The following is a 17991-nucleotide window of genomic DNA, read 5'->3' on the forward strand; positions in this document are numbered from 1 at the left end:
TCAGGCGACGGGGTGCGGGTGCTCGGCGGACCGCCCCTGGAAGCTGAGGATGCGGGGGTTCTGGACGTGGCCGTCACGGATCTCGATCGCGCGCCGGATCGTCTCGACGGCGTCCCACCGCGCCGGGCCGGCCATGACGGTCGGCAGGTAGGCGAGCAGCGCCTCGCTGTTCTCCCACGTCGCGGAGTCCCACAGCAGCGACGGGCTGTGGTCGACGGCGTAGTGGTGCAGCCCGTCGCCGAAGGTGAACATCGGCGCGGCGAACGTCGTGGGCCGCGTCCACTCGAAACCCATGCCCTCGTCGCACGAGACGTCGATGAACACCGTCCCCGGCGTGAAGTGGTGCAGGTCCTCGTTCGTGACGAACATAAGCGGCGCGTCGGTGTCCTGCAGGATGCAGTTGACGACGATGTCGTACTGCCCGAGGACCTCCGCCAGCGGCCCGGGCTCGGGGTCCTTCAGGGCGAGCGTCCGGCCCGGATTCGCCGGGTCGCGCTCGAAGTGCTGCATCCGGACGGAGGCGAACGGGGACGCCACCGCGGCGACGCTGCGCTGCGTGAGCACCGTGACGTCGCTGACGCCGAGCGCCGACAGCCCGCGGACGGCGCCGCGGGCGGTCGCGCCGAAGCTGATGACCGCGGCGCGCAGGCGCCGGCCGTAGTCGCCGGTCGCGCCGCGGAGCTGCATCGCGTGGAGGACCGAGCAGTACCCGGCGAGCTCGTTGTTCTTGTGGAAGACGTGGAGGCTGAAGTGGCCCTCCTTCGTCCAGTGGTTCATCGCCTCCCACGCGATGAGCGTCAGGCCGCGGTCGATCGCGAGCTGCGTCAGCTCCCGGTCCTGCACGCAGTGCGGCCAGCCCCAGAGGACCTGCCCGGGACGCAGCGTCTTGAGGTCCGCCCCCAGCGGCTTCGGGAGGAGGACGACGTCGCACTCGTCGAGCAGCTCCTCGCGGGTGCGCAGCCCGCCCAGGAGGCTCGTCAGCCGCGCGTCGCTCATGCCGAACGCCTCGCCGTACCCGTGCTCCGCGAAGATCCGCCGTCGCAGGAGGGGGTCGATGCGTTCCAGGTGGGCCGGGTGGATCGCCAGCCGGCGCTCGTCCGGCTTGCGCGACGTCGCGACGAGGGCGACGCTCAAGGTGTCCACCCCTCCAGTGTAGGGCGGGGCCCGCTGCCGGGACGGCTCCACGCGGCGGCCGCGCCCGGTAACGTCGGGCCATGAGCACGAGCGAGATGCACTACCGGGCCTGCACGCTCTGCGAGGCGATGTGCGGCCTCGAGATCGAGCACGCGGGCGGCGAGATCCTCGGGATCCGCGGCGACGAGCGCAACCACTTCTCCAAGGGGCACATCTGCCCGAAGGGCAACGCGCTCCAGGATCTGCACACCGATCCCCAGCGGATCCGCACCCCGCTGCGGCGCAACGCCGCGGGCGAGTTCGAGCCGGTCGACTGGGACGTCGCCCTCGACGACATCGCCGACCGCCTCGCGGCGATCCAGGCCGCGCACGGCCGGGACGCGGTGGGCTCCTACTTCGGCAACCCCACCGCGCACCACCTCGGCGCGGGCCTGGCGATCTTCCCGCTGGTCGCCGCGCTCGGCTCCCGCAACCGGTACAGCGCGACCTCGCAGGACCAGCTTCCGCACTCGCTCGCGGCGCTGAAGCTCTTCGGCCACTTCGCGATGTTCCCCACCCCGGACGTCGATCGGACGGACCTGTTCCTGTGCTTCGGGGGCAACCCGCTCGCGTCCAACGGGAGCGTCATGTCGGCGCCCGGCTTCCGCCACCGGGTGCGCGACCTGCAGGCCCGCGGCGGCCGCTTCGTCGTCATCGACCCGCGCCGCACGGAGTCCGCCAAGGTCGCCGACGAGTACCTCGCCATCCGGCCCGGGACCGACGCCTGGCTGCTGCTGGCCATGCTGCACGTCGTCTACGCCGAGGGCCTCGTCGACCTTGGCAGCCCCGCGCCTGCGTCGACGGGGTGGAGGACCTCGGGGCGCTCGTCGCCGGCTTCACGCCCGAGGACGCCGCCGACCGCACCGGCATCGCGGCCGGCGACATCCGGCGTCTGGCGCGCGACTTCGCCGGGACGCCGCGGGCCCTCGCGTACGGCCGCGTCGGCATCTGCCAGCAGGAGTTCGGCGGCCTCGCCGCCTGGCTCCTCTACGTGCTCAACGTCGTCACCGGCAAGCTCGACCGGGAGGGCGGCATGATGTTCACGACGCCGGCCGTCGACCCGCTGCCGATCGCCGACGCCATCGGCTGGGGCGGGAGCTTCGACACCTTCCGCTCGCGCGTCGGCGGCCTGCCCGAGTTCGCCGGCGAGCTGCCCACCGCCGCCCTCGCCGAGGAGATCGAGACACCCGGCGAGGGGCAGGTGCGCGCGTTGCTCGTCCACGCCGGCAACCCGGTGCTGTCGGCGCCGAACGGCTCCCGCCTCGAGCGCGCCCTTCCGGGCCTGGAGCTCCTGGTCTGCTTCGACATGTACGTCACCGAGACGTCCCGGCACGCGGACTACATCCTGCCGCCGGGCGGGCAGCTCGAGACCGCGGACTACGACGTGATCCTGAACCTCGTCACCGTCCGCAACGTCGCGCACTTCTCCGAGCCGCTGTTCGACATCGCGGACGGCGGGCGCCACGACTGGCAGGCGCTCGTCGGGCTGACGACGCGGCTGCTCGCGCGCTCCGAAAGCCGGCGGGCCCGGGCGGCCGGCCGGGCCTACGGGATGGTGTACGACCGGCTCGGCGCGACCGGCCTGCTCGATCTCATGCTCCGCACCGGCCCCTACGGCCACGCGGCCGCGGCGGCGTCCCTGCTCGACCGCGCGCTCGGCCGCTTCGGCCCGGCGCGCGCGGCGTGGGAGCTGCTCGCGCGGGTCGTCGGCCGCTCGCCCCTCGCCCGCTACGCCGCGCCCCCGGCCTCGCCGATGCCGCCGACGATCCCGCGGGGCGGTCTGACCCTGGACGTGCTCAAGGCGCACCCGCACGGCTTCGACATCGGGCCGCTGCAGCCGCGGCTGCCCGGACGGCTCTTCACCCCGGACAAGCGCATCGCGCTCGTCCACGACATCTACGTCGCGGACCTCGAGCGGCTGCGCGCGGTCCCGCCGGCCGACGGGCTCGTCCTCATCGGCCGCCGCCACCTGCGGTCGAACAACTCCTGGATGCACAACAGCCGGCGGCTCGTGAAGGGCCCCTCGCGCTGCACGCTCATGATCCATCCCGACGACGCGGACGCGCGCGGGCTCGAGGACGGCGCCATCGCCGTCGTCGCCTCGCGCGCCGGCGAGCTCTCGATCCCCGTCGAGGTAACGGACACCCTGATGCCCGGCGTCGTGAGCATCCCGCACGGCTGGGGCCACCACCGCGAGGGCACGGCCTGGAGCACGGCCGAGGACCACGCGGGCGTGTCGGTCAACGACATCACCGACGACCGCTTCATCGACCGCCTGTCGGGGACGAGCGCGCTCAACGGCGTGCCGGTGGAGGTGCGTGCAGGCGGGCAGCCCGCGGCGGCGCGGGAGGTGGCCATCGCCGCGGAGTGACTACGCCGCTCGCGGGTCCCGTCCCGGCGCGGGGCGGGGACCGAGCGGGCGGCCGCCGAGGGTCAGCTCGCCGTCGGCGTGCGCGGCGAGCACCGGGTCGTGCGTGGCGCAGACGACGGTCCGGCCGTGCTCGTGCGCGACGGTCCGCAGCAGGGCGCCGAGGGCCTCGGCACCGGCCTCGTCGAGGGCGGACGTCGGTTCGTCGAGGACGACGAGCCCGCGGGCGGAGGCGAGGGCACGGGCGATCGCGGCCCGGCGGCGCTCGCCGCCCGAGAGCCGCCCGACGGGCTGTCGCAGGCGCTCGCCGAGGCCGAGGGCGCGCAGCCACGGCGTCACGAGCGCCGGGGCCGGCCCGGGCTGCTCGGCCGGCCCGAGGTGGGGCAGCAGGACGTCGCCCTGCCCGACGTACGCGATGTCCCGCGCGCGGAGCGCCGCCCGCCCGGCGCGGTCGAGCGCGCCGAGGTCCGCGGCGCCGACCCGGATCGTGCCGGCGTCCGGCGGCTCCAGGCCGCAGAGCAGGCGCAGCAGGGTCGACTTGCTGGTGCCCGAGCGGCCGGTGACGACGGTGAACGTCCCGAGCGCCCAGGCGGCGTCGAGCCCGTCGAGGACGACCCGCACGCCGTAGGCGCGGCGCAGGCCGCAGACCTCGGCCCGCACGCCGGCGGCCCGCCCCGCCGTCGCGGCCGGGACCTCCGGGCGGGGCACGGCCGCGGGCACGGCCGCGGGCACGGCCGCGGGCACGGCCGGGGCCCCGCCGCCCGCGCCCGCCGGTTCGAGCACGACGCGCCCGTCCTCGGCGCGGGCGGTCGCCCGGTCGGTGATGCCCGCGGCGCGTAGCGTCTCCGCGGGCACGCGCAGCCAGCCGCCGCGGTCGACGACGACCGCCGTCCCGCCGCCGCTGTCCTCGTCGCTGACCCTCCCGTCGCGGACGTGGACGCGGCGGTCCATCGCCGCCGCGGTGGCGGGGTCGTGCGTCACGAGGAGCATCGCCATGCCGCGCTCGCGCGCGACCTCGCGGAGCAGCGCGAGCACGGCGGCGGCGCTCGCCGCGTCGAGCTCGCCCGTCGGCTCGTCGGCGAGCAGCAGGCGCGGCGCGTGCACGATCGCCGCGGCGATCGCCGCCCGCTGGCGCTCGCCGCCCGACAGCTCGACCGCCCGGGCGCCGGCCGCGGCCGCGAGCCCGACGCGGGCGAGGTGCTCCGTGGCGATCCGCCGCGCCGCGGCGCGTCCGTGGCCGCGCAGCGTGAGGGGGAGGGCGACGGCGTCGCGGATGGTGAGGTCGGGCGGGAGGGCGCGCTCGCCGTGCTGCCCGACGAGCCCCAGCCCCTCGCGGCGCAGGCGGGCCCGCGCGCGCGACCGCACGCGGGACAGGTCGGTGCCGAGGACGAGCGCCCGGCCTGCCGACGGCGCCTCCAGGCCCGCGAGCACGTGCAGCAAGGTCGACTTCCCCGAGCCGCTCGGCCCGAGACAGGCGACGGCCTCGCCGGCCGCGACCGTGAGCGTCAGGCCCTGCAGCGCGGCGGCGTCCCCCTCGCGGGTGCGGTGCACGCGGAAGAGGTCGCGGCAGTCGACGGCGGGCGCGCTCACCGGACCTCCTCCGAGAGGACGCGCGCGGGCCAGTCGCCGCGCAGGCAGCGGCCCGCCAGGAGCGCGGCGACGAGCGCCGTGAGGAGGAGCGCGACGGCGGTGAGCCCGAGCGTCGCCCCGACGGGGACGACCGTGCGCAGCGGCGGCTGGGCGACGGCGTCGCCGCCGCGCACGACCGCGGCGCCCGTCGCGCCCGCGGCGAGGCCGAGCGCCACCCCGGCGACGACCCCCGCGACGGCCAGGCCGCCCGCCTGCAGCGCGACGACGCGGCGCAGCACCCGCGGGGCGACGCCGTCCGCCTCGAGCCCCGCGTGGGCGGCGGCGCCGTCGCGGAGGATGGCGCCGCGGGCCGCGACGAGGGCGAGCAGCGCGAGGGCCACGGCGAGCGCGGCGGCGCCGGCGAGCGCGCGCAGCCGTCCCCGGGCGAGCGGGTCCCGGGTGAGCCGGGCCCGGACGGCGGCGCGGGTGAGGACCGACCCGCCGGCGACCCGGTGCAGCGCCGCCGCGAGCGCCGGGCCGCCCGCGCCGGCGACCCACAGCTCGTCGACGCGGCCCGTCCCGGGGGCGAGCGCGTCGAGCGCCGTGCGCAGGGCCGCCGCGTCTGCCACGGCGAAGGCCCCCGTGACGGTCGCGACGCGCGGGGCGACGCCGACGACGAGCGCGGGGACCTCGGCGCCGTCGACGGCGAGCACGACCCGGCGGCGGGCTCCGGCGTCGCGGGCCGTCCCCGCGTCGGTGAGCACCGGGACCGGGGCGCGGTCGACCGTCGCGGGCGGCCGCAGCACGCCGAGCCCGCTGCGGTCGAAGGCGTAGCGGACGACGCCCGCGTGCAGGCCGGCGGCGGCGCCGTGCGCGCCCCAGCCGGCGAAGCGGGTGAGCGTCCGGCCGCGGCCGTCGCGCAGCGGGCCGAGCGTCGCCCGCCCCCGGCTCACGAGAGCGCCCTCGAGGTCGTTCGTCGCCTGGTGCCCGTCGGTGGCGGCGAGCGCCTCGGCCTTCGTCAGGGTGAGGCCCGCGACCCGCAGCGCGGCGGGGCCTGGGGGGACCCGGCCGACGCGGCGCGCCGGGTCGGCGCGCGCGGGGGTCAGGTCGGCCACGGTGCTCGTCCCGTCGGCCCGGCGCAGGACGACGCCGACGTCGGCGGCGTCCCCGCGCGAGTGGATCCGGACGGCGAGGGGCGTCCCGGGGGCCACGCGCGCCGCGCCGAGGACGGCGGCGGCCGGCTGCCGCAGGCGGCGGGCGTGGGGGAGGCCGGCCTGCGCGAGCACCGCGGCGGGGGCGGCGAGCAGGGTCAGCGGGTCGCGGGTCGGGCCGATGAGCGCGGCGGCGTCCCGCCGGAGGACCGGGGACACGGCGGTGACGCCGGGCACCGCGCGGTAGCGGGCGAGCGGACGCCGGTCGAGCGGGCCGCGAAGGGCGGCGTCGGGCCCGACGATCCCCCCGAGGGGGACCCGGAAGGCCGCCTGGTCGGACTGGCCCGCGCGGAGCGTCGCCCGGTACCCGCCGGCGAGGACCGTGAGCGCGGCCGCGACGGCGACGGCCGCGACCGCGAGCGCCGCCGGGCCGGGCCGGCGGGCGAGGTCGAGGACGGCCAGGCGCCCCGGGCGGCCGGGCGCGCCCGGCCACCGGCGGCCGAGGAGGGCGAGCGCCGGCGGCGTCGCGCGGGCGACGAGGAGGCCGCCGACGGTGAGGACGAGCGCCGGCAGCTCGAGCACCTGCCGGTCGGCGCCGTCGCGCACCCGCGCGTCCGCGAGCGCGAGGACGAGCGCCGCACCGGCGCCGGCGAGCGCGAGCTCGCAGAGGCGGGCGGCGAGGCGCGCCCCGGCGGCCGCTCCGGCGACCGCGAGCGCGACCGCGGCGAGCGCCGCCGCGGCGCCACCGGCGAGCACGGGGCCACGCGCGAGGCCGTGGGCGAGCAGCGGCCCGGCGCCGACGCCGTCGCGGGCCCCGAGGAGCGCGACCGCGGCGACGGCCGCGAGCACCCCGGCGGCCGCCCCGGCGAGGGCAGGGCCGCCGGCCTCCCCGAGGAGCAGCGCCGCCCGCTGACCCAGCCGCGCGCCGGCCCGCTCCAGCCGGGCGCCCTCGGCCGCGAGCCCCGCGCGCAGCCCGCCGGCGGTGAGGAGCAGGACGGCGGCAAGCACCGCGAGCGCGGCGGCGGTGAGCGTCTCCAGACGGCCCGGCACAGCCGCCGCCCGCGCGCGGGCCGCGGCGAGCGCGCCCAGCGGCGCGGTGGCCGTGAGCCCCGGGTCCGCGACGGCGGCGTCCCGGGCCCGCGCGGCGATGCGGGCCCGCACCGGGCCGAGGTCCCACGCGCGGAGGGCGCCGAGGTCGAGCGGCGCCGCCCACTGCTGCGTGCGGAAGACCGACGCCAGGCCCGCGAGCGCGTCGAGGGCGGCCGGATCGGCACCGACGAGCACGGGGGGCCGTTGCTCGTCCGCCGCGCCGCCGACCGCCCGCGCCGCGCGGGGGAGATACCCGAGCGGCACCGGCGAGCGCAGCCGCCCCCGCCCGACGACGACGACACGCAGGCCGCGGTCGCGAACGCGCGCCGGGGCCGGCACGCCGCCGACCTGGAGCACCTCGCAGCGCGCGGGCACGCAGCCCTGCGGCAGGCGGCCCGCGGTGACGGTGACCCAGCGGCCCAGGGGGCGGACGGCGGCGAGGCGGACGGTCGCGCGGGCCAGCCGGAGGGGAAGGAGCTGCGTCGTGCGGGTCGGCGCGGCGCCGGCCATCGCCCGTACGGCGGCCCGGGCGCGCGCGTCGACCGCGCGGGTCACCCCGCCGCTCCAGGTGAGCGCCACCGTCCGGGCGGGCGGGGGGACGGCGGCGAGCGTCCGGTGGGCCGCCCGGTCCCCCGTCAGGGTCCCGTAGCCGGCCACCGTCCCGAGGAAGGCGAGCATCACGGCGGTGACCGCGGCGACACCGAGCCACCGGCCGGGCCGGGCCCGCAGCCGCGCCGCCGCGAGCCGCAGCGGAGCGGCGAGGGCGGGCGTCCGCGGCATCAGCGCGCCGTCTCGCCGCGGTCGGCGCATTCACGTGCAGGCGGCACGCACCGATCGTAGTCCCGCCGCCCGCCCGCACCCAGGGCCAGCGGGTACATTCGCCGCATGACCACCGGACGCAGCCTCCGATCGCTCATCGCCTCCGACGGGACGCTCCGGCTCTCGCTCGTGGAGCGCGACATCCCCGAGCCGACCGGCAGTCAGGTCGTCGTCGCCGTCGAGGCGTCGCCGATCAACCCGTCGGACCTCGGCGTCCTGCTCGGGGCGGTCGACCCGGCCGGGCTGCGGCGGGACGGCGCGGAGATCGTCGGCGAGGTCCCGGCGGCGGCCCTCGCGGTCTACCGCGACCGGCTCGACAAGCCGCTGCCGGTCGGCAACGAGGGCGCGGGCATCGTCGTCGCCGCCGGGCCCGACGCCGCCCACCTCGTCGGCCGGCGCGTGGCGCTGTTCGGCGGCCTGATGTGGGCCGACTTCCGGGTCGCCGACGCGGCCGCCGTCGTCGAGCTCCCGGACGACGTGAGCACGCCCGCGGGCGCGGCCCTGTTCGTCAACCCGCTCACCGCGCTCTCGATGGTCGAGACGATGCGCGCCGAGGGCCACACCGCCCTCGTCCACACCGCGGCGGCCTCGAACCTCGGGCAGATGCTCGTGCGCATCTGCGCCGCGGACGGCATCGGCCTCGTGAACATCGTCCGCCGCGCGGACCACGTCCGGCTCCTGCGCGACCTCGGCGCCGAGCACGTCGTGGACTCCTCGCTGCCGGACTTCTCGGGCCGGCTCACCGAGGCGATCCGCGCGACCGGCGCCACGCTCGCCTTCGACGCGATCGGCGGCGGGACGCTCGCCGGGGACATCCTCACCGCGATGGAGCACGCCCAGCCGCCGCTGCAGTCGTGGACGCCCTACGGGACGACCGTGCCCAAGCAGGTCTACATCTACGGGGCACTCGACTTCTCGCCGACCGTCATCGACCGCCGCTTCGGCCTGACGTGGGGCGTCGGCGGGTTCCTGCTGACGAACGCGCTCGGCCGGCTCGGCGGCGAGGCCATCGCCCGGATGCGCGCCCGCGTCATCGCCGAGGCCACGACGACCTTCGCCTCGGGGTACGCGCAGACGATCGGCCTGGCCGACGTCCTCGACCTCGAGACGCTCGTCGCCGCCTCCAAGCGCGGCACGGGGAGCAAGTTCCTCATCGACCCGTCGCGCGATCGCACCTAGTCATGGGTCCGGCGGGCGGCGCCGGGTAGGCGGGGGCGGATGACCGGCCTCGCGACCCCGCTGCTCCTCGTGATCTTCCTCGGCGCGGCCGGCGCGATCTGGGTCGCCGGCGTGCAGCTGTCGGATCAGACCGACGTCCTGTCACGCCGCCTGCATCTCGGGTCGGCCCTCGGCGGGCTCATCCTGCTGGCGGTCGCCACGAACCTGCCGGAGATCGCCATCGTCACGAGCGCCGCGCTCTCCGGGAAGGTCGGCGTGGCCGTCGGCAACATCCTCGGCGGCATCGCGATCCAGACCGTCGTGCTCGTCGCCCTCGACGCCTTCGGCGGACGCGGCCGTCACCCCCTGACCTACCGGGCGGCGTCGCTCGTGCTCGTCCTCGAGGGCATCGCGGTCATCGCGGTGCTGGCGGTCGTCGTGGCGGGGACGCAGCTGCCGAGCAGCGCGCGACTCTGGCGCCTCACGCCCGAGTCGCTGCTCATCGCCGCGCTGTGGATCGTCAGCCTCTTCCTCGTGCAGCGCGCCCAGACGCGCCTGCCGTGGCACGAGTCGGGGGAGGCGCCCGACAACCAGGAGAAGCCCCGCGGGCACAGCCAGGAGCGGACCGAGCACGAGGCGACGACGCGCGGGGTGAGCACCGCGCGGGCGGGGGCGATCTTCGGCGCGGCCGCCCTCGTGACGCTTGTGTCCGGCGTGCTCCTCGAGCGCAGCGGCGAGGCGATCGCAAGCCACATCGGGCTCTCCGGGGTGCTGTTCGGCTCCACGATCCTGGCGGCGGCGACGTCGCTGCCCGAGCTCTCGACGGGGCTGACCTCGGTCCGCCAGGGCGACGAGCAGCTCGCCATCAGCGACATCTTCGGCGGCAACGCCTTCCTCCCGGTCCTCTTCCTGCTCGCGACGCTCCTGTCCGGCAAGGCCGTGCTGCCGCAGGCCCAGGACACGGACATCTACCTCACCGCGGTCGGCATGCTCCTCACCGGCGTCTACGTGACCGGACTGCTGTTCCGTCCCGCGCGCCGCATCGCGGGGATGGGCCTCGACTCGCTCATCGTCCTCGTGCTCTACGTCCTCGCGATCGGCGGGCTCTTCGCGATCGCCGCCGGTGGGTGAGCTCCGGCCTGCGGACGCGCCGACGGCGCCGCCGGAACGACCTTACGCATCATCAGGTCCAGTGAGCAAGTGCCGTGGCTCTGAGGTCGCGTAAGTTACACTCGCGGCATGGCCACCCTCTCTCGCCGCGAGCGCACCGACGCGACCCGCCAGGCGACGGAGGCGGCGCTGCTCGCGGCGACCGTCGAGCTCCTGGAGCAGGGCACCCCGTTCGCCGAGCTCGGCATCGAGCAGATCGTGCGTCAGGCCGGGTTCTCGCGGCCGACCTTCTACACCTACTTCCGCGACAAGCGCGAGCTGATCCTCCGCCTCGGGGCGGGTCTGCAGGCGGCCGTCGCCGAGGCCGCGGACCCGTGGCTGACCGGCGAGAGCGGCCGCACGCGTGAGACGCTCACGGCCGTCCTCGAGGCCTTCCGCGCCCATCGCGGCACGCTCGTGGCGATCAACGAGGCGGCGACGTACGACCCCGAGGTCGCCGGCTTCTGGCGCGGCTTCCACGAGAACTTCCTGCAGACCGCCCTCGGCCGCATCCTCCGCGGCGACCCGGACCTGTCGCCCGAGCGGGCCCGGGCGCGGGCGTACGCCCTGGTGTGGATGACGCAGCGGGTCCTCTCCGAGCACCTCGCCTTCCCGACCCAGGACGAGCAGGCGCTCCTCGACGAGCTCGCCGGCCTGTGGCAGGGCGCCGCCGGCGGGTCCGCCGCCGCCGCCGCGGACTGACCGGCCGTCCCGGTCGGGCGCGGCGCGCGCGGCGAGGCCCTGAGCGTCACGGTCCCTGCCGTGATGACTTGACATGGCGTAAGGACGTTCTGTAGTTTGACACTGCGTCAAACGACGCCCGCGTTCATTCGGCATCCAGTAGGGGAGAGACAATGGGAACCATCACCTTCACCGAGTACGACGGCACCTCCCACGAGGTCGAGTTCGCCGACGGTGAGTCGCTCATGGAGCTCGCGACGTCGAACGGCGTCCCCGGCATCGACGGGGACTGCGGGGGCGAGGCGTCCTGCGGGACGTGCCACGTCATCGTCGACGACGCGTGGATCGCCGCGACCGGGCCACGCTCGGACGAGGAGAGCCAGATGATCGAGATGTCGCCCGAGTGCGCCCCGAACTCGCGCCTGGCGTGTCAGCTGAAGGCCTGCGCCGGCCTGGACGGTCTGAAGGTCCGTCTCCCCGAGTTCCAGATGTAGGCAGTCCCCGACTTCCAACCCAGGCGGAGAGAGATCCAATGACGACCACCACCAGCATGCTCACCAAGGCCAAGGCCGCCATCACGGACAAGGTGCAGGCGACCGTGCCGGTCGACCGCCAGGTCCGGGCGGCGCACCTCGTCAAGAAGGCCCAGCGCTTCGCCGGCCTGAGCACGCCGCTCGTCTTCACCGAGCAGCCGATCCCGGACCCGGCAGACGTGCCGCTGACCGAGATCGACGTCAGCAACCCGTTCATGAACCGCCAGGGCAAGTGGTACCCGTACTTCGCGCGGCTCCGCGAGGAGGCCCCGATCCACTACCTCGCCGACAGCCCGTTCGGCCCGTTCTGGTCGATCACGCGCTACGCGGACATCCAGGCGGTCGACTCGAACCCCGACGTCTTCTCGGCCGAGCCCTACATCGTCCTCGGCCCCCCGCCGCTCGAGATCGAGATGTTCATCGCGATGGACCCGCCCAAGCACGACGTCCAGCGCAAGGCCGTCCAGGGCGTCGTCGCGCCGCGGAACCTCAAGGAGATGGAGTCGCTCATCCGCGAGCGCGTGCAGGAGGTGCTCGACGGCCTGCCGACCGACGAGCCCTTCGACTGGGTCCAGGCGGTCTCCAAGGAGATCACGGGCCGGATGCTCGCCACGCTCCTCGACTTCCCCTACGAGCAGCGGCACAAGCTCACCTACTGGTCGGACACCATCAGCGGGACGGCCGAGGGCACCGGGGGCACGACCCACCAGGACGAGATGTTCGCCGCCGCCGAGGAGCTGGCCCGCAGCTTCGTCGCGCTGTGGCACGACAAGGCGGCGAGGCGCGCCGCCGGTGAGCCCGACGGCTTCGACCTCATCACGCTGATGCAGACCTCCGAGGACACGAAGGACCTGATCCACAAGCCGATGGAGTTCCTCGGGAACCTGACGCTGCTCATCGTCGGCGGCAACGACACGACCCGCAACTCGATGTCCGGTGGCGTCTACGCCCTCAACCAGTACCCCGACCAGTTCGAGAAGCTCAAGGCCGACCCGTCGCTGATCCCGAACATGGTCTCGGAGATCATCCGCTGGCAGACGCCGCTGGCCTACATGCGCCGGGTCGCCAAGAAGGACGTCCACTTCGGCGGGCAGTTCATCCGCAAGGGCGACCAGGTGATCATGTGGTACGCCTCGGGCAACCGCGACGAGCGCAAGTTCGAGGATGCGGACCGCCTCATCATCGACCGCAAGAACGCCCGTAACCACATGTCGTTCGGCTTCGGCGTGCACCGCTGCATGGGCAACCGCCTCGCGGAGATGCAGCTGCGCATCCTGTGGGAGGAGCTCCTCGAGCGGTTCGACCGGATCGAGGTCGTCGGCGAGCCCGAGTACGTGCAGTCGAACTTCGTCAAGGGCTACGACAGCATGATGGTCCGGCTCACGCCCAAGGCGGCCCCCGCCCAGGCCGGCGCTGCCCCCGCCGAAGCGGCCTCGGCCGCCTGAGGCCGGTCGGTGGAGCGAGGGGAGACGACGATGGACGCAGGCCGGGTGGTCATCGTCGGCGCAAGCCACGCGAGCGCGCAGCTGTGCGCGGGCCTGCGCCAGGGCGGCTGGGCGGGGGAGATCCTGCTGATCGGCGACGAGCCGTCGCTGCCCTACCAGCGCCCGCCGCTGTCGAAGGCGCTCCTCGCCGGGGAGGCGACCGTCGCCGACCTGCTCATCCGCAAGCCGGAGTTCTACGAGAAGGAGCGGGTCGTCTTCCGGCAGGCCCGCGTCACGCTCATCGACCGCGAGGCCGCGACCGTCGACCTCGACGACGGCGAGACGGTCGGCTACGACCGGCTCGTGCTGTGCACCGGGGCCCGTCCGCGTCCGCTGGACATCCCCGGGGCCGACCTCGCCGGCGTGCACTGCCTCCGCGACGCGGCCGACACCGACGCCATCCAGCGGACGCTCGCCACCGCCCGTCGCGCGGTCGTCATCGGCGCCGGGTACATCGGGCTCGAGGCGGCGGCGTCGCTGCGGAAGCTCGGCGTCGACGTCACCGTGCTCGAGGCGGCCGACCGCGTCCTGCAGCGCGTGACGGCCCCCGCGATCTCGGCGTTCTACGACCGCGTCCACCGCGAGGAGGGCGTCGACCTCCGCGTCGGCGTCGGCGTCGCGGCCATCGAGGGCGACGCCGCCGTCACCGGCGTCCGGCTCGCCGACGGCGAGCTCGTCGCGGCCGACCTCGTCATCGTCGGCGTCGGCGTCGTGCCCAACGTCGAGCTCGCGCAGGACGCCGGGCTGGCCGTCGACAACGGCATCCTCGTCGACGCGCACGGCCGCACCGACGATCCGGCCGTCTTCGCGGCCGGCGACTGCGCGAGCTACTTCGACGCCCGCTACGACCGCCGCCTGCGCCTGGAGTGCGTCTCCAACGCCGTCGAGCAGGCCAAGACCGTCGCCGCGACGATCTGCGGGAAGGACAAGACCATCTCCGCGCTGCCGTGGTTCTGGTCGGACCAGTACGACCTGAAGCTCCAGATCGCCGGCCTGAGCACCGGCTACGACGAGATCGTGCTGCGCGGCGACCCCCGGACCGGCCGCAGCTTCGCCTGCTTCTACTTCGCCGAGGGCAGGCTCGTCGCCGCCGACTGCGTCAACCGGGCGCAGGAGTTCATGTTCAGCAAGCGGGCCATCGGCGAGGGCCTGTCCCCGGACCGGGCGCTGCTGGCCGATCCGGAGACCCCGCTCGTCTCGCTCCTGCGCGCGCCGTCGGTCAGCGCGGGCTGACGCCGCTCCGGTCGCCGCAGGAGCGCTGCTCCTGCGGCCCGACGACCCCCAGCGACGCGCACGAGGCTGTCCGTTTTTCTGTGTAGGCGGGTTGGGTAGTTAGACCATATGGATCGGGCCGTCGCTGGCGGCGGTGGTTCTGAGTCGTCTGTCTGAGGCGGGCGGTAGAAGTGGCCGGTCCCTCGCGAAGGGTCGTGGGGTGACGTTTGAGCTGTGCGGTTGCAGCCGCGCAGCGGCCCACAACCACAGAGGAGGAGACCGGCCATGACGAAGGCTAGAAGCCTCGTTGGTCTGGACGTACACGCCGCGAAGATCGTGGCGGCGGTGCTCGATGCTGAGAGCGGCGAGCTTCAGTGGTTCGCGTTGCGCGGTGACGTGCGTGAGGCGGCCAGGTTGTGCGCCGCACTGCCCAGGCCGGTGCGGGCGGCGTATGAGGCCGGGCCGACCGGGTACGGGTTGGCGCGGGAGCTCGCGGCGCGGCAGGTGTCGTGCGTGGTCGCGGCGCCGAGCAAGATCCCGCGGGCGTCGGGTGACCGGGTGAAGACTGATCGTCGTGACGCCGAACTGCTCGTGCGTTTGCTCTGGGCGGGGAAGCTGCATCCGGTGCGGGTGCCGGGCCACGAGGAGGAGGCGCTGCGCGATCTGATCCGGGCGCGCGAGGCCGTGCGGGTGGACCTGATGCGTGCCCGCCACCGGTTGTCGAAGCTGCTGCTGCGTCACGACCATCGCTTCGATGACGGCAAGGCATGGACGCAGCGCCACCGTGACTGGCTGGATCAGGTCGACCTCGTGTGGCCCGCGGCGCAGGCGACGCTGCTGGACCTGCGCGGCGCGGCCGACGTGCTCGTGCATCGCCGCGATCAGCTCGAGGCGCAGATCACGAGGATGCTTCCGAGCTCACCGTGGGGCGTGCAGGTCGCCCGGCTGCGGTGCCTTCGCGGGATCGACACGCTCACCGCCGCCGGGCTGTGCTCGGAGGTCGGCGACTTCGCCCGGTTCGCCCGGGCCGAGCAGCTCATGAGCTACATCGGCCTGGTCCCTTCGGAGCACACCACCGGCTCAAGTCGCCGCCTCGGCTCGATCACGAAGACCGGTTCCGGGCACGCGCGCCGGCTGCTCGTCGAGGCTGCCTGGCACTACCGCAAGGCGCCGCGGGTCACCAAGGCGCTGAGCGATCGCCACGACGGGCAGCCCGCCGAAGCGGTCGCGATCGCCTGGACCGCGCAGCGGCGTCTGTATCGCACATGGAACCGCCTTGAGCAGCGCGGCAAACGCCGCACGATCATCGCCGTCGCCGCAGCGCGCGAGCTCGCCGGATTCACGTGGGCGATCGGCCAGATCGAGTGACCTGAACCCGGCGACATCCCGTCGGCTGGGTCGGTGGCGGCCCGGCACCGCGCGGGGAACCCGCGGCTGAACTATGAGCAACCCGCCCTCGTCAGGGGGCCGGCCACGCCCGATGTTAGACAGCGGCTCCCCACGACGAACCCCTGGTCCTGCGGTACCCAACCCGCGCATATCAGTCTGACCGCGCGTCGCGCACAGCCTGCCGGACCGCCACCAACCCAGCCGACAGCACAGACACGAACGAGCGCTAATGCGCCACTTCGCCGACCCTAGGTTGACGAACGGCCGTCCATATCAGTTCGGGATCCTGTCGCCGAAATGGATCTTGCACGCGAGCAACGCCGCGTCCAGTTTCGGGTCTTCGTCCAGGCCGGCACCGCGTTCATGATCGCGAGGTAGTGGCGGCGCGGCGCCAGCACCGCGCGGCGAGGTACGTGGCAATGATCCGGTGGCCTCCCAGCCGCGTGATAGGTGGCATGGCGACTTCTCGGATAGGCAAAGGCCCGATCCTCGCGGGAGCAATCCTCGCCTGTGGCGCGGGGCTTGTCGCGGGCAGCGCGGGACGGGCGGATGCGGCGGGGTCAGCGCACGTTCGGATCAAGAACATCGACTTCTCTCCGCATAAGCTCGTGATCAAGCAAGGCACGACGGTGAGGTGGACATTCGAGGACGCCGCGACACCGCACAACGTGACCAGCCGAGGCCGGGCGAAGTTCCGCAGCTCGCCGTCCAAGCAGTCCGGTTCCTACTCAGTCAAGTTCACCAAACCGGGCACCTACCGGTACGTGTGCACCATCCATTTCAACATGAAGGGCACGATCGTCGTCAAGTAGCGTCGGTCGTCCATTCGAACAGGAGATACACCACCCCATGAGTTCCAAGATCACGCTCGAGACCATCGATTCCGACGGCGCCGTCCAGGAGGCCGCCGAGCGCGCGGGCTTCAGCACGCGCTCGGACTTCTTCAAGAAGAGCATCTACGCCGGCGGGTCGCTGGTGGCCGGCGGCGTGCTGATGGGCGGCATGCCGGCGATCGCGTCGGCCAAGCCGTCGGCGAAGAACGACGTCAAGATCCTCCAGTTCGCGCTGACGCTCGAGTACCTCGAGGCCGCGTTCTACAAGCAGGCCGTCGCCAGCGGTGCGCTCACCGATCCGGCGACGTTCGCGCTCGCCACGACGATCAGCAAGCACGAGACCGCGCACGTGACCTTCCTGCGCAAGGCCCTCGGCTCGCACAAGATCAAGTCGCCGACGTTCGACTTCAAGGACACGGTCACCGATCAGAAGAAGTTCACCGACACGGCGTTCGTCCTCGAGAACACAGGCGTCTCCGCGTACCTCGGCCAGGCCGGCAACATCAAGAACCCGGCCTACCTCGGCGCCGCCGCCACGATCCTCACGATCGAGGCCCGGCACGCCGGCGCGATCGCGCAGCTCACCGGCCAGTCCGTTTCGCCGAACGGTTCCTTCGACAGGCCCAAGTCCAAGTCGGCGATCCTCAAGGCCGTCACCGGGACGGGCTTCATCACCGGCTGACCTTCCCTTGGGGCCGCGGGTGCCGATCACCCGCGGCCCTGAGCGCCAGCGTCTGCAGGCCCCGTAAGCGCCGTCGCGGCTCGCGCCAACGACCGTACGTCGCGTAACAGATCTCGCGGGCAGGACCGCGACCGCCCTCTAGTCTGTGCCACGACCGTTCGCGTTACGGGCATCCGAGTCAGTCGTAGACGACCTCCTGATCCCGCCTTCGCAGCGGGCGCCCCGAACCGCTGTTGGGTCGTCGACATCAGCTGCCTCGGAACTTGACCAGGCCGTCGGTAGATCGCCTGCCGGCTGATCCCCACAACGCGGGCAACCAGGGCAGCGGGGCGGCCTTGCGCGACGAGCTCGCGGGAACGGGCGATGCGCATGCTCACTCCCATCCCCGCAAGAGTCCCCCGCGACCTCGACGTCCATCGTCTTGCGGCCGAGCGCGCGCTCGAGCTTTGAGACCTGCGAGCGCAGCTCGTCAAGCTCGGTGCGTTCGGGTCTTGCCCGACAGCCGCTCGGCGCCGGCGGCGAGGAACTGCTCACGCCACTTGCGAAGGAGGCTGTCGGCGATGTCGTGCGCGCGACAGAGCTCGGCCATCGTCTTATGGCCGCGCAGCGACGCGAGCACGATCTCGGTCTTCTGCTGCGCAGTGAACTTCCGGTACTTCTTCGTCTCGCTCAACGGGACTTCTCCTTCGGCTGAGCGGCCC

Annotated in this window: 15 protein-coding genes; 11 read left to right on the forward strand and 4 right to left on the reverse strand. The window is 74.4% G+C overall.

The genetic code is table 11. The features are described from left to right. Positions 1–1143, reverse strand: a complete 1143-nt coding sequence (locus tag NBH00_RS10720; protein ID WP_254573326.1) for a N(5)-(carboxyethyl)ornithine synthase — start codon at positions 1141–1143, stop codon at positions 1–3. Positions 1144–1214: 71 nt separating this feature from the next. Here NBH00_RS10720 and NBH00_RS25480 point away from each other — a divergent pair, with 71 nt between their 5' ends. Beyond that, the gene (locus tag NBH00_RS25480) at positions 1215–2210 is read left to right on the forward strand and encodes a molybdopterin-dependent oxidoreductase (protein ID WP_367401293.1); all 996 of its coding nucleotides are present in this window, start codon (positions 1215–1217) and stop codon (positions 2208–2210) included. Then, on the forward strand, positions 2165–3544 hold the full coding sequence (locus tag NBH00_RS10730) for a molybdopterin oxidoreductase family protein (RefSeq protein WP_367401317.1): 1380 nt from the start codon (positions 2165–2167) through the stop codon (positions 3542–3544). Before NBH00_RS25480 ends, NBH00_RS10730 begins: the two co-directional genes overlap by 46 nt. Here NBH00_RS10730 and NBH00_RS10735 read toward each other — a convergent pair whose 3' ends face one another. Together NBH00_RS10735 and NBH00_RS10740 are read right to left on the reverse strand one after the other, a co-directional pair. Further along, the gene (locus tag NBH00_RS10735; protein ID WP_254573328.1) at positions 3545–5131 is read right to left on the reverse strand and encodes an ATP-binding cassette domain-containing protein; all 1587 of its coding nucleotides are present in this window, start codon (positions 5129–5131) and stop codon (positions 3545–3547) included. It abuts the gene before it with no gap. Next, a complete protein-coding gene (locus NBH00_RS10740) occupies positions 5128–8130 on the reverse strand; it encodes a hypothetical protein (protein ID WP_254573329.1) in 3003 nt (1000 codons plus the stop codon). The genes NBH00_RS10735 and NBH00_RS10740 overlap by 4 nt, the downstream gene beginning before the upstream one ends. A gap of 105 nt (positions 8131–8235) precedes the next feature. Here NBH00_RS10740 and NBH00_RS10745 point away from each other — a divergent pair, with 105 nt between their 5' ends. The 9 genes from NBH00_RS10745 to NBH00_RS10785 all read left to right on the forward strand — a co-directional run bounded on the left by NBH00_RS10745 (position 8236) and on the right by NBH00_RS10785 (position 17290). Next, entirely contained in the window at positions 8236–9348 is a 1113-nt protein-coding gene (locus NBH00_RS10745; RefSeq protein ID WP_254573330.1) for a zinc-binding dehydrogenase, read from the forward strand. 39 nt (positions 9349–9387) lie between these two features. Further along, the gene (locus tag NBH00_RS10750; protein WP_254573331.1) at positions 9388–10458 is read left to right on the forward strand and encodes a sodium:calcium antiporter; all 1071 of its coding nucleotides are present in this window, start codon (positions 9388–9390) and stop codon (positions 10456–10458) included. Between the two features lie 108 nt (positions 10459–10566). Continuing rightward, positions 10567–11178 (forward strand): TetR/AcrR family transcriptional regulator, encoded by a 612-nt coding sequence (locus tag NBH00_RS10755; protein WP_254573332.1) that lies wholly within the window; start codon positions 10567–10569, stop codon positions 11176–11178. Between the two features lie 152 nt (positions 11179–11330). After that, on the forward strand, positions 11331–11651 hold the full coding sequence (locus NBH00_RS10760; protein WP_254573333.1) for a 2Fe-2S iron-sulfur cluster-binding protein: 321 nt from the start codon (positions 11331–11333) through the stop codon (positions 11649–11651). 38 nt (positions 11652–11689) lie between these two features. Further along, complete coding sequence (locus tag NBH00_RS10765) at positions 11690–13135, forward strand: cytochrome P450 (RefSeq protein WP_254573334.1); 1446 nt, start codon at positions 11690–11692, stop codon at positions 13133–13135. Positions 13136–13165: 30 nt separating this feature from the next. After that, positions 13166–14407 (forward strand): NAD(P)/FAD-dependent oxidoreductase, encoded by a 1242-nt coding sequence (locus tag NBH00_RS10770; RefSeq protein WP_254573335.1) that lies wholly within the window; start codon positions 13166–13168, stop codon positions 14405–14407. Positions 14408–14671: 264 nt separating this feature from the next. Then, the gene (locus NBH00_RS10775) at positions 14672–15754 is read left to right on the forward strand and encodes an IS110 family RNA-guided transposase (RefSeq protein WP_254570847.1); all 1083 of its coding nucleotides are present in this window, start codon (positions 14672–14674) and stop codon (positions 15752–15754) included. A 476-nt stretch (positions 15755–16230) separates the two neighbouring features. Beyond that, positions 16231–16587 carry a cupredoxin domain-containing protein gene (locus NBH00_RS10780; protein ID WP_254573336.1) on the forward strand — a complete coding sequence of 119 codons (357 nt, stop codon included), beginning with the start codon at positions 16231–16233 and terminating at the stop codon, positions 16585–16587. A 37-nt stretch (positions 16588–16624) separates the two neighbouring features. Beyond that, the gene (locus tag NBH00_RS10785; protein ID WP_254573337.1) at positions 16625–17290 is read left to right on the forward strand and encodes a ferritin-like domain-containing protein; all 666 of its coding nucleotides are present in this window, start codon (positions 16625–16627) and stop codon (positions 17288–17290) included. 469 nt (positions 17291–17759) lie between these two features. Here the strand turns inward: NBH00_RS10785 and NBH00_RS10790 are convergent, their stop codons facing one another. After that, positions 17760–17963 (reverse strand): transposase, encoded by a 204-nt coding sequence (locus NBH00_RS10790; protein ID WP_254573338.1) that lies wholly within the window; start codon positions 17961–17963, stop codon positions 17760–17762. Between the last annotated feature and the right edge of the window lie 28 nt (positions 17964–17991).

Source organism: Paraconexibacter antarcticus (assembly GCF_024220175.1).
Lineage (GTDB): Bacteria > Actinomycetota > Thermoleophilia > Solirubrobacterales > Solirubrobacteraceae > Paraconexibacter > Paraconexibacter antarcticus.